Annotated in this window: 6 protein-coding genes; 1 reads left to right on the top strand and 5 read right to left on the bottom strand. The window is 61.4% G+C overall.

The window, feature by feature from the left end; genetic code table 11:
• Positions 1 to 319: 319 nt before the first annotated feature.
• Complete coding sequence (locus tag LVE68_RS04120; RefSeq protein ID WP_233005764.1) at positions 320 to 3,343, top strand: thrombospondin type 3 repeat-containing protein; 3,024 nt, start codon at positions 320 to 322, stop codon at positions 3,341 to 3,343.
• Between the two features lie 254 nt (positions 3,344 to 3,597).
• On the opposite strand, the gene LVE68_RS04125 is transcribed toward LVE68_RS04120, so the two are convergent.
• The 5 genes from LVE68_RS04125 to LVE68_RS04145 all read right to left on the bottom strand — a co-directional run bounded on the left by LVE68_RS04125 (position 3,598) and on the right by LVE68_RS04145 (position 12,590).
• Positions 3,598 to 5,295 carry a dipeptidyl-peptidase 3 family protein gene (locus LVE68_RS04125; RefSeq protein WP_233005765.1) on the bottom strand — a complete coding sequence of 566 codons (1,698 nt, stop codon included), beginning with the start codon at positions 5,293 to 5,295 and terminating at the stop codon, positions 3,598 to 3,600.
• Positions 5,296 to 5,380: 85 nt separating this feature from the next.
• Positions 5,381 to 7,213: an ABCB family ABC transporter ATP-binding protein/permease gene (locus LVE68_RS04130; RefSeq protein WP_233005766.1), complete on the bottom strand. Its 1,833-nt coding sequence runs from the start codon at positions 7,211 to 7,213 to the stop codon at positions 5,381 to 5,383.
• 146 nt (positions 7,214 to 7,359) lie between these two features.
• Positions 7,360 to 7,971: an NUDIX hydrolase gene (locus tag LVE68_RS04135; RefSeq protein WP_233005767.1), complete on the bottom strand. Its 612-nt coding sequence runs from the start codon at positions 7,969 to 7,971 to the stop codon at positions 7,360 to 7,362.
• Between the two features lie 108 nt (positions 7,972 to 8,079).
• Positions 8,080 to 11,241: an efflux RND transporter permease subunit gene (locus tag LVE68_RS04140; RefSeq protein WP_255701152.1), complete on the bottom strand. Its 3,162-nt coding sequence runs from the start codon at positions 11,239 to 11,241 to the stop codon at positions 8,080 to 8,082.
• Between the two features lie 92 nt (positions 11,242 to 11,333).
• A complete protein-coding gene (locus tag LVE68_RS04145; RefSeq protein WP_233005769.1) occupies positions 11,334 to 12,590 on the bottom strand; it encodes an efflux RND transporter periplasmic adaptor subunit in 1,257 nt (418 codons plus the stop codon).
• Positions 12,591 to 12,605 lie beyond the last annotated feature (15 nt).

The following is a 12,605-nucleotide window of genomic DNA, read 5'->3' on the forward strand; positions in this document are numbered from 1 at the left end:
GGCCAACCTGAAAGGCAGTTAACAACAAATAGTCATATCGCCAGGTTCAACACTCGTTAGCTTTGACGCCAACATATAGACACAATTCACACTTTAGATTAGAAAGCCATCACGCAATAAAGAAAAATTTTCTATAGGCAAAGGAAAGCCGCCGGGATCCAGATCCACCCGGCGGCGTGCCAGGGGCGACAGGGAAGTTGCTGTTCAGGCTGAAGTCACCAACCGTGCAGGGACGCCGGTTTGTGTGGTCCCGACCATTGCATCTACGCCAGATTCCCGCCCCGGGCAGACAACAAAAACCTGCTCCGGAGAAACCCGCATGATGCGCTTCCCGATCTTTCTTCTCTTTGCATCGCTCACCCTTCTCTACGCCTGCACAGCGGATGAGAGCGGTCGCAGGGAGACAACCACCTTCAACAGCGCCTCCGCGGCCCCGCTGGACACCGATGGCGACGGCATCACGGACCAGGATGACAATTGTCCGGACATGGCTAATCCCGGCCAGGGCGATGCCGACGGCGATGGCAGCGGCGACGCCTGTGACAGCGATCGGGATGGAGATGGTATAAACAACAGTGCCGATAACTGCCCTTCGACCGCCAATCCAGACCAGGCCGATGGTGACAGCGACGGTACCGGTGATGCCTGCGACAACGATATCGACGGCGATACCGTCGGGAACAGTGCCGACAACTGCCCGCTGGTTGCGAACAGTGATCAGGATGACCTCGATGGCGATGGTACCGGCGACAGCTGTGACAATGACACCGATGGTGATGAGGTCACCGACAGCCTGGATAACTGCCCCATGGCAGCAAATCCGGGCCAGGAGGACCAGGACAACGACGGCATTGGCGATGCCTGTGATGCCGACAGTGATTCTGATGATGACGGCCTCGACGACGGCGCGGATAACTGCCCGGCCGTGGCCAACCCGGAGCAGGACGACACCGATGGCGACGGTACTGGTGATGCCTGTGACGAGGACGATGATGGCGACAGCGTCGACGATGGATCAGACAACTGCCCGGCCACGGCCAACGAGGACCAGGCAGACCTGGACGGGGACGGCATTGGCGACGCCTGCGACAACGACCGCGATGGCGACAATACCCCCACCGCGCAGGACAACTGCCCTGATACACCCAATCCCGGGCAGGAGGACACGGATAATGACTCCATTGGTGATGCCTGTGATGACTTCACCGACAGCGATGGTGATGGCATCGCCGAGGACAGCGACAACTGCCCCGCCACCGCCAATCGCGATCAGGCCGATGCTGACGGCGACGGCACCGGTGATGCCTGCGACAGCGATACCGATGGCGACGGCACCGAGAACAGCAGCGATAACTGCCCCCTGATTGCCAATGCAGACCAGCAGGACACAGATGGTGACGGCAACGGAGATGCCTGTGACGAAGACAGTGACAACGACGGTGTCGATGATGTGAACGATAACTGTCCGCTCAATGCCAATGCCGAGCAGACCGATGCGGACGGCGACGGAATCGGCGACAGCTGTGATGATGATGTCGACGGGGACAATGTCGACAATGACGCTGATAATTGCCCCTCTGTTGCCAACGAGGACCAACAGGACACCGATGGAGACGGGTTCGGTGATGCCTGCGACGACAATACCGACAGCGATTCAGATGGCGTACCTGACGAAGCCGATAACTGTCCCGAGGATGCCAATGCCGACCAGCAGGACCAGGACGACGATGGTATCGGTGATGCCTGTGATACCGACCGCGATGGCGACGGCGATGAAAATACCGGCGATAACTGCCCGGCGGTTGCCAATCCCTCACAGGCCGATACCGACAATGATGGTATCGGCGATGCCTGTGACAGTGACGACGACAACGACTCGATCGCCGATGAGGACGACAATTGCCCCTATATTCCCAATTCCGACCAGGCCAATCGCGACGGCGACCAGTACGGCGATGCCTGTGACAGCGATGAGGACGGTGATGGGGTCGGTGATGACGTGGATAACTGTCCCGCACTCGCCAACGAAGAGCAGTTGAATACCGACGGCGACGCGCAGGGCGATGCCTGTGACAGCGACGATGACAATGACGGTATCGAGGATGACACCGACAACTGTCCGCTGGTTGCCAATACAGAGCAGTCGGACCTGGACGGCGATGGCACCGGCGATGCCTGCGACGATGATCGCGATGGCGATGGCCTCCCCGACGACCGCGATAACTGCCCCGGTGAGGCAAACCTCGACCAGGCTGACCAGGACGGCGACGGCATCGGCGACGCATGCGATGCGGACAGTGATACCGATAATGACGGCCTGGATGACGGCGAGGACAACTGCCCGGCGGAGCCCAATGCCGGCCAGGACGACCTCGATGGCGACGGTGTCGGCGATGCCTGCGACGCCGATGTCGATGGCGACGGCTTCACTAACGATGAGGACAACTGCCCCATGACCGCCAATGACCAGGCGGATGCCGATGGGGACGGCCTCGGTGACGTCTGTGACGAAGACCTGGATGGCGATTCCGTCAACGACAGTGAAGACAATTGCCCGGTCGACTACAACCCGGACCAGTCGGACCAGGACGGTGACGGCCCGGGCGATGCCTGCGACCTGGACCGCGACGGCGACGGCGTGGACAACGGGGACGACAATTGCCCGGCAGTGTCCAACCCGAACCAGCTCGACGCGGATGGCGATGGTATCGGGGATGCCTGTGACCCCGATGTGGACAACGACGGGGTGGCCAACGAGGAGGACAATTGCCCGCAGACTGCCAACCCAGAGCAGGACGATTTCGACAATGATGGTATCGGCGATGCCTGCGACAACGGCCTTGCGGCCACCTGTGAGTCAGTCGGCGACTTCCAGCCGATTACCACCAGTGATTCCAAGCTGGCCCACGGCATTGTCACTCCCTGCCTGGAATGCTCGGTTACCAGCCCTGGCCGGGTCACCAACGATGTGATCACCGATGCCGCGCGGATCGAGGTATCGGCTGGGGCCGGTGGCGGTGCCTATATCGATGTGACCAAGACCACGGTGCTGTCCGGCAGGCATCGCATAGGCTTCCTGGTGGAGAAGCCTGCCTCTCTCCTGGACCTGGTGCTGCTGGAAACCGTACGCATCAGCACCATGCTTGGCGGCCAGCCCACCGGTGACAGCGGCACAGGCAGCTCTCTGGTGGTCTTCGATGTGGACGGTGCCGTGAACCAGCGCGTGATCACTATCAACTCGGTACAGCCTTTCGACCGGGTACGGCTGAGCCTTGGCAGCCTGCCCACCGAAGTGAACCAGCTGGATGTGTACATGGCTTGCCTGGCCCCGATCAACCGCTGATCGGCAACCGGCTCCCGGGCAGCAGCCGGGGGCCGGTTTTGTTTCGCTCACGTAGCGCCGCCAGTTCCCGCTGCGGTGGCCTTACCGGGGTACATCGGGCGTAGCGAAATACTTCGGAGCTTCCATCAAGGCAGCTGCAGCCCCGGGGTTGTCCGACCGCTGGTCGCGGCCATGGGCCGCTCCTACAGCAGGCGATTACAAACAAAAAACCCGGCAGTGATGCCGGGTTTTTTGTGGGAGGGGTTTATGGGACCTTACTTCAGTCCCAGCACTTCCTTACCCTGGATAAAGGTGACGTCCACCGGGATATCCGCATCAGACAGGCGATCCAGGTCGGCCTGCAGCTCGGCGCCAACGACGCCCTTGCTGTCCAGCAGCTCCTTCGATTTCTCGTAGTCACCGTCACCCTGGATGGTCAGGATCAGGTTGGACAGGCTGGTCATGGCTTCCTGCATCTTGTCGAAGTCCACACTGTACTGCCCGGTTTCCGGATCGCGGGTAAATGCGCCCTGCTCCTTGAAGTAATTGAAACGCATCATGTTGGCCTTGCCGTGGGCACTGGCGGCACCGAAGCGCACGCTGCGGAAGATACTGGCCAGGAAGGTGACGTAATTGTCCATCAGTTCCCCTTCCTCGATCTCGCCCTTCTCGTGCAGGCGCGTCACCATGTAGAGGCCAAGGATATCCGCCTTGCCCTCTTCCAGCGCCGACGAGGTTTCCTTCAGCGCCTGGCGCACATTGCTACCATCGGTCACGGTTTTCTTGATCCCCAGTCCATGTGCCACCTCGTGGAACATGGTATTGGAGAAGAAAGCCGGGAAAGTGATGTGCTGGCGCTGGTCCTCGGCGATCAGTACTTCACTGATGGGTACCAGGATCTTGTCGAACTTGGCGCGCATGGCGTTTTTCAACTGCAGGCGGCGGGTGCCCTTGGCCAGCTGGACCTCTTCATCATTGGGCAGGTTGATGGCGATGGTCTTGGAACCCGCATTGCTGTGGCCGGCGTAAAAGACTACATCGTAGGCGTTCAGGTCGGAATCGGTGCCCGGCACCTCGGACTTGTACTTGTCATCCACCGGCAGGCCCTTTTGCAACTCGGGCAGGAAGGCGGCGAACTTGGCCAGCTTCTCACTCCACTCCATGTCCTTCAGCAGGACGTAGGACTCGTACGCGGTGCGGTAGGCGAACAACTGGTCCTCGTAGTTCTCGATCGGGCCGATCACCACGTCGATTTCATTGTCCTTCATGTCCATCCAGGCCATATCGCTGGGACGGAAATCGTCAGACAGCAGCGCGTCGGCGCGCATGCTCAGGTAATTGGCAAACTGCTCGTCCTCGGCCAGCTCGGACGCCTGGCGCAGGATTTCCGCAGCCTTCTCCAGGTCACTCTTGTAGGCCTCGCTGTAAGGCACCAGCTTCAGGTTGCCATCCTGGTCGCGGCGTACCAGGGAGTAGAGGCCATCCTTACCCGGCTGCTGCCACTGCTCGAACTCCTTCTTGGTCATGTCTTCCGGATAGAACTCGGCACCGGGCGGCTTGGGGCCGTAGCCATCGATGAATGGCTCGTTGTTGTTGAGCCGGTCCCAGGGACCGTAGTTGATCCGTGCAAACTCGCGCTTGGCGCTGTCCTCGATGCCCGGTAGCAACTCTTCTGCGGGACCAAATGACTGCAGCCAGAAGAGACGATCCATGATCTGGCTGGCATCGATCAGCAGGCCGATCATCTGCCGCTGGTCGTCCGAGAGGTCGGACAGGTCCGCGTTCAGCTCAACCGGAACATAGATATCAAAGCGGCCATTGGCTTCGGCAGCTTCCTGCTCGGAGGGCTCCGCCTGGGTCTGTTCGACCGCAGTACCGGTCTCCTCGATTACCTCGGTCTGCTCCCCGCGGGGGGAGCAGGCGCTCATGACAGCCAGCGCCAGTAGCGCGGTGGCAAATTTTGCAGTCTTCATATGGGCCTCTGCCTATCGTTATCTTTGCAACGGCTCGCAACATTAGAGCGGTGCGGCCCAATTATCAAGAATGTGGCCGCAGGGTTCAGTGGTCCCGGGACACACTGTTCAATTCCTGATCAACCACAGCACCTTCCTCGCCCTGCTCCTGTTGCATACGCCAGAGGGCAGCATAGTGGCCCGCCTGTCGCAGCAGCTGCTCGTGGCTGCCTTGCTCCACGATACGCCCCTCGTCCAGGACCAGGACCACGTCCGCATCCACCACTGTGGACAGGCGATGGGCAATCACCAGGGTGGTCTGTTCCCGGGCCACCTGCCGCAGTGCCTCCAGGATGCCTCGCTCTGAGCGGCTGTCCAGGGAGGAGGTGGCTTCGTCGAAGACCATGATTGGTGGGTGTTTGAGCAGGGCCCGGGCAATCGCCACCCGCTGGCGTTCGCCACCGGAGAGTTTCAGCCCCCGCTCCCCCACCAGGGTGTTGGCGCCCTCCGGCAACTGGCTGATGAAACCGTAGAGCTGGGCGTGCCGGATGGCTTCGAGCACTTCATCATCGCTGGCATCGACACGGCCGTAGCGGACATTCTCCAGCAGTGACTGGTTGAAGAGCACGGTATCCTGCGGCACCACGCCGATGGCGCGACGCAGGGAAGCCTGACTGACGGTACGAATGTCCTGCCCGTCGACCAGGATCCGCCCGGCAGAGGCATCGTAGAAACGGAACAGTAACTTGAACAGGGTCGACTTGCCGGCGCCGCTGGCACCGACAATGGCAACTTTCTGGCCCGGCTTCACGGTAAAAGTGATTCCATTGAGGATTTCCCGGTCCGGGCGGTAGCCAAACCGGACAGCCTCAAATTCCACCTGGCCCTCCGTTACCTGCAGTTCGCCTGCCCCGGGCATATCCTTCACCCCTGGCGCCACCTCCAGCAACGAGAACATTTTCTCGATATTGGCCAGGGAGCCCTTCATTTCCCGGTAGACAAAGCCGAGGAAGTTGAGCGGGATAAAAATCTGCATCATAAAGGCATTGATCAGCACAAAGTCGCCAATGGTCATTTGCCCCTGGGTGACCCGCGCAGCGGCCAGCACCATCGCTGCGGTCATTGCGGTGGCGATAATCACTGCCTGGCCGGCGTTGAGCCCGAAAAGGGACAGCCGGTTCTTGCGCCGCGCCTGCTCCCACTGGGCCAGTTCCACGTCGTAGTGGCCAGCCTCGTACAGCTCATTGCCGAAATACTTCACCGTCTCATAGTTCAGCAGGCTGTCCACGGAACGGCTGCTGCTGCGGGATTCAGCCTCATTCAGCTCACGCACAAAACGCGTCCGCCATTCAGTGGCCACTACCGAGAACCCGATGTAAACCACCACCGCACCCAGTACCAGCAGCGCAAACACGCCGCTGTAATTCCACCACAACAGCACTGCCACCATGCCGATTTCCAGCAGGGTCGGGACAATGTTGAAGACCATGAAGCGCATCAGGAAACCGATACCGGAAATGCCGCGCTCGATATCCCGCGACAGGCCCCCGGTGCGGCGGTTGAGGTGAAAGTCCAGGTCGAGGCGGTGCAGGTGCTGGAAGACCTCAAGCCCGATACGCCGCTGGGCGCGCTCGGTGACCCGGCCGAAAATGGTATCCCGCAGCTCGCCAAACAGCACACTGGAAAAGCGTACCGCGCCGTAGGCCAGCAACAGCCCCAGTGGCAACGCGATCGCGGCAGCCGCACCACCGGCGGCATCCAGGTCGTCGACGATATGCTTGAGGATAAAAGGCAGCCCCACACTCGCCAGCTTGGCGCCCACCAGGCACAGCAGCGCAAGCACCACCGCGCGGCGGAATTCCAGCAGGTAGGGAAACAGGGTTTTCAGCGCGCCCCAGTGCACATCTTCCAGGGCGACCGCGGACTTGGGTCTGGGCATAGTAAAACTCGGGAGAAACCGGCCCACAGTATACGGCCCGGAATCGCTGGCTGCAGCCGCCGCGGAAGCTGGCCCGCCGGGTTCCGGCAGGCTCAAGAAGCACCGTTCGCCCGCCTGGGGGCTCCCGCGGCTCCGGGAGGATTAAGTCAGTTCAGTGCCCGCAACGGCACATCGTTGCGGTGGGAAATATCGGCATCGAGGATCTTCACCAGGAACTCGGTCAGGATGCCGGCAGTAAAGCCCCAGATTTCGTATTCCTGGAACTGGTAGGCCGGCAGGTAGATGGCCCGCTCATCGATGGTGATCTGGTCCGTGCGGATACGCGGGTCCTCCAGGAAAAACGACAGCGGCACGCGGAAGATCGCGTCCAGCTCTCCCGGGTTCGGTACCAGTGCCACGTCCGGTGAGACCACCCCAAGCCAGGGCGTCACGTGCACGTTCCAACGGGTGCTGCGCGGCCACAGCGGCCCCAGCACCCGCACCGCTTCCGCTGGCAGGCCGATTTCCTCCTCGGTTTCCCGCAGGGCCGTATGCAGCAGGGATGCATCCCCGGTTTCCCAGCGCCCACCCGGCAGGGAAACCTCACCGGAGTGCGTCGACAGGTGGGCGGATCGCAGGGTGAGAATGACTTCCGGGTCAGGCTCTTCGGTCAGCGCCAGCAATACCGCGGCATGACCACTCAGGTCCGGCGCGGCGGGCACCCGGGACTCCAACTTGTCCCGGAAATGGCGGAATCTACGCTCGATCTTGTCCAGCATCGTAATATTGTCTTCTCACCTTCAGCACGTGCCCCGGGCACGGTATGCAGTTCACCTGTACTTACTATACGGCAAGCAACACCTGAGACCACATTTTCCGGCCAGGATTCAGGGTTCCGCTGGCGGGCCCGCCCGGTGCGTGGCCGGAATATGCCCGCCCTTGATTTTCTCCCGCAGGGACTGCACCAGCGCGTAGTAAACCGGCACCAGTAATGTGGCGAAAATCGCCGCTGCAGTCATGCCCCCGAAAACCGCCAGCCCCAGCGAAATGCGACTGGCCGCCCCGGCGCCGGAGGCCACCAGCAGCGGCATCACTCCCAGCACAAACGACAACGCCGTCATCAGCACGGCCCGGAACCGCAGGCGGGTGGCACTTATCGCCGCCTCGGCCACGGACTTACCGGCATCGCGTTCGTTCGCGGCAAACTCCACGATCAGGATTGCACTCTTGGCCGCCATGCCGATCAGCAATACCAGGCCGATCTGGGTATACAGGTTATTGACCGCCCCCGCCAGCAGGTTAACCAGCAACGCCCCCGCAATGGCGATCGGCACGCACAACATCACCGCAATCGGAATCATCCAGCTCTCGTACTGCGCCACCAGGAACAGGTATACGAATACGATGGCGAGGAAAAACAGGATGGGAGCCATATTCCCCGAGGTGATTTCCTGCAGGCTGGACCCGGTCCATTCGTAGCTATAACCCGCAGGCAGGCGCTCCGCCACCTTTTCCATGGCCCGCATCGCCTCGCCGCTGGAATAGCCCGGGGCCTGGGCACCATTGATGGTGACGCTGTTATAGAGGTTGTAGCGGTCAATGGTCTGGGGGGCCACTGTGGGCGAGATCTCGACAATGGAGGTAACCGGTACCAGCTCGCCGCTGTTGGCGCGGACGAAAAATCCCGACAGGTCCTGCTCGTCGCTGCGGAACTGTTCGTCACCCTGCAACATGACCCGGAAAACCTTACCGAACAGGTTGAAGTCGTTGACGTAGAAGCCACCCAGCTGCGTCTGCAGGGTGTTGTAGACATCTGTCAGCTGCACCCCGAGGGTATGGGCCTTGTCCCGGTCGACCTCAAGCTCCAGTTGCGGGGTGCTGGCCTGGAAACTGGTAAACGCCTGGGCGATTTCCGGCCGCTGGTTGGCCTGGCCGAGGACATCGTAGAGGACGCCTGCCAGCTCGGACGCATCACGCCCCATCAGGTCGGTAAGGATAAATTCAAAGCCGCCGATGGTGCCCACCCCGGGCAGCGGCGGTGTTGGAAACACCATCACCCGCGCCTCGGGAACTGCCGCCACGTTCTGCTGCACCCGTTGCATCACTGCCATCTGGTGCTGGGAGCGTTCCGGCCGCTCGTCCCACGGGCGCAGGATCCCGATCATGAACGCAGAGTTGGAACTGACATTGTTCGCCAGGATATTGAATCCCGGCACCGCCATCACGTGGGCCACTTCAGGCTCGGCACGCATGATTTCGCGGATCTGCTCGACCACCGGGCCAGTGCGATTCAGTGAGGCCCCTTCGGACAACTGTACGTGGACCAGGAAAAATCCCTGATCCTCGTCCGGTATAAAGCCCGAGGGCACCGAAGTAAACAACCAGTAGCAGAGAGCGACTATCCCGACGACTGACAGCGCACCCATCAATGGCCGGGCCACCCAGAACGCGACCATGGCCATATAGGATCTGGTCAGCCGGTGCAGCGTCTTGTTGAACCAACCGAAAATCCCGGTCTCCTTCATCCCGGCCACTTCGCCGCCCTCACTGCGCTTGAGCAGGGTGGCACAGAGAGCCGGGCTGAGCGTCAGCGCATTGAGGGAGGAAATGATCACCGCCATGCTGATGGTGACTGCGAACTGCCGGTACATGCCCCCGGTCAGGCCCGGCATCAGCATGACCGGCACAAACACAGCCAGCAGCACCAGCGTGGTGGCAATTACCGGCCCGGTCACTTCCTCCATGGACTTGAGCGCAGCCTCCCGTGGCGGCAGGCCCTCTGACATCAGGCGCTGGGTGTTTTCCACCACGATAATGGCATCGTCCACCACAATGCCGATGGCCAGGATCAGCGCGAACAAGGTGACCGTATTGATGGTCATACCGAATGCCAGCATCAGGGCAAAGGTACCGATCAGCGACACCGGGATGGCAATGGCGGGGATCAGGGTGGAGCGGATATCCTGCAGAAACAGGAATACCACCAGGATTACCAGCACCAGTGCGATCAACAGAGTCTCCACGACTTCCCTGATCGATGCGCTGACAAACTCGGTGGTGTCGTAGAGTATTTCCGCCTCCAGTCCCTCCGGGAAACGCTCTTTCAGCACCGCCATGCGTTCCCGGATGCCCTCGGCCACGTTAAGGGCATTGGCATCCGGCAGCTGGTAGACCGCGATCACCGCCGCCGGCTTGCCGTCCAGGCGGCCATAGGCACTGTAGAACTCGCTCCCCAGTTCCACCCGCGCTATATCTTTCATCCGCACCATGCCACCGGCGGGGTTGGCCCGCAGGCTGATATCCTTGAATTCCTCCACATCCACCAGCCGCCCCTGGGCGAGGATGTTGTACTGGAACTGCTGGTCCTTGCCGATCGGCGGTGAGCCGATCTGGCCGGCGGCGACCTGCATATTCTGGGCGCGTACCGCATTGATCACATCCTGCGCGGTAATATTCAGCACTGCCATCCGGTCCGGGTTCAGCCAGATGCGCATGGCATAATTCAGGGAACCGAGAATACTGACGTCACTGACCCCCGGTACCCGTGCCAGCTCGTCGCGGATAAATATCTGGGCATAGTTGGCCAGGAAGAGTTCATCGAATTTTTCCTCGGGGGAGATCAGGTTGACCACCAGCAGCATGGTATTGGACTGCTTACGCACGATCACGCCATTGCGGCGCACCTCTTCCGGCAGCGCGGGTGTGGCCTGCTGCACCCGGTTCTGCACATTGACCTGCGCGATATCTTCGTCCGTGCCGCTCTCGAAGGTCACCGTCAACCGGTAACTGCCGTCATTGCCGCTGGAAGAGGACATGTACAGCATGTCCTCAACGCCGTTAACCTCCGCCTCCAGGGGTACCGCCACGCTGTCCCGCATGACCTCAGCACTGGCGCCGTCAAACCGGGTGGTGGCGGTGACGGTCGGCGGGGCCAGGTCGGGAAACTGGGCAATGGGCAGCAGTGGCAGGGACAGCAGCCCCGCCAGGGTGATCAGGATTGAAATCACAAACGCGAACCTGGTCCGCCGGATGAAAAATGCGCTGATCAAAAAAGTCCACTCCCTGTCGGCAAAATTCCATCTCCCTGTCGCCTGGCCGCACCCCGGCCCTGCATCCCGCCGCTGCCTGCGCCGGCGACCGCCTACTTGCTGTCCGTAGGCACGAGGTCTTTGCCGATGCCGGACCCATCCCGCTTATCCTTCTCACCACTTGCCCCGCGCCCAGGGCCCTCGCGACTTCCGGCACGGTAGTCGGCATAGGGGTTACGGGCGGAGGACTGGGGATCCACCGGTTGCTCCGCGACCACCCGCTGCAGCCCATTGACGATCACGGTTTCGCCGGCTTTCAGGCCCTCTTCCACGGCCCACAGTTCTCCCTCACGCTGGCCCAGCTCCAGGTACCGGCGATGCGCGATATCCTGGCTGTCCACGACGAATACATAGCGCCCCTGCATGTCTTCCAGCACCGCCGACTGCGGCACCAGCGGCTTGACCTGTTCGCTGCCGCCATAGACCCGGACTGACACACGGGCAAACTGCCCCTGGATCAGCAACTGGTTCGGGTTGGGGAATTCGGCCCGGACCGCCACAGAGCCGGTATTCGGGTTGACCTTGTTGTCGACAAAAGCAATGGTGCCGGGGTGGGGATAAAAACTGCCGTCCGGCTGCTCGATGCGGATATCCCGCTGTTCCGGCCGCAACCCGGCCTGGGCGCGGCGCTCCGCGGTAATCTGGACCGAGAACACCCTATCCTCTGGCACCTCGAACAAGACGAATACCGGGTCTGTATTGAGTATGGTCGCGAGCGGCTCCGACTGCGGTCCCACCAAAGCACCAACGGGAAAGGCGGACCGCCCGATGCGACCTGTCAGGGGAGCATAAATGCGCGTGTAGGAAAGATTGAGTTCCGCCGTGCTGACGTCAGCCCTGGCCTCTTTCAGGCTGGCCTGGGCCTGCTCAAAATCCCCCTTCAACCGGTCAAAATCCGACTTGCTGATAAAGCCCTTCGGCACCAATTCGCGCCCGCGCCCATAGTTGCGCTCGGCCACCTCCAGCGCTGCACGGGCCCTGGAGACGGCGGCGCGGCGATTTTCCAGCGTGGCAACAAACGGCTGCGGATCAATCTCGTAAAGCAGTTCGCCTTCCCTGACCAGGCTGCCTTCCTCAAAGTAGCGCCCCTGGATATTGCCCTCCACCCGTGGCCTTACCTGCAGCTCATCGGTGGCCTCGACCCGGCCGACATACTCGAACCGGGGAATGACCGGTTGCTCGCGCACAGAGAGTATCTCCACCGGCGGCGGGGGTGGCGCGGTTTGCTCCGGTCCCCGGTCACCACAGGCAGCGAGCATGATCGCCAGCAAACCCAGGCACAACCCGGGGATCTGAATGCGGGAGTTCATGGCCGGACTGTCACC

Source organism: Microbulbifer sp. YPW16, from assembly GCF_021290385.1.
In the GTDB taxonomy this organism is placed as follows: domain Bacteria; phylum Pseudomonadota; class Gammaproteobacteria; order Pseudomonadales; family Cellvibrionaceae; genus Microbulbifer; species Microbulbifer zhoushanensis.

Excerpts from the sequence above, each read along its gene's own strand:
- LVE68_RS04125 (WP_233005765.1), bottom strand. The coding sequence starts at position 5,295 with ATGAAGACTGCAAAATTTGCCACCGCGCTACTGGCGCTGGCTGTCATG.
- LVE68_RS04120 (WP_233005764.1), top strand. The coding sequence starts at position 320 with ATGATGCGCTTCCCGATCTTTCTTCTCTTTGCATCGCTCACCCTTCTC.
- LVE68_RS04130 (WP_233005766.1), bottom strand. The coding sequence starts at position 7,213 with ATGCCCAGACCCAAGTCCGCGGTCGCCCTGGAAGATGTGCACTGGGGC.
- LVE68_RS04145 (WP_233005769.1), bottom strand. The coding sequence starts at position 12,590 with ATGAACTCCCGCATTCAGATCCCCGGGTTGTGCCTGGGTTTGCTGGCG.
- LVE68_RS04135 (WP_233005767.1), bottom strand. The coding sequence starts at position 7,971 with ATGCTGGACAAGATCGAGCGTAGATTCCGCCATTTCCGGGACAAGTTG.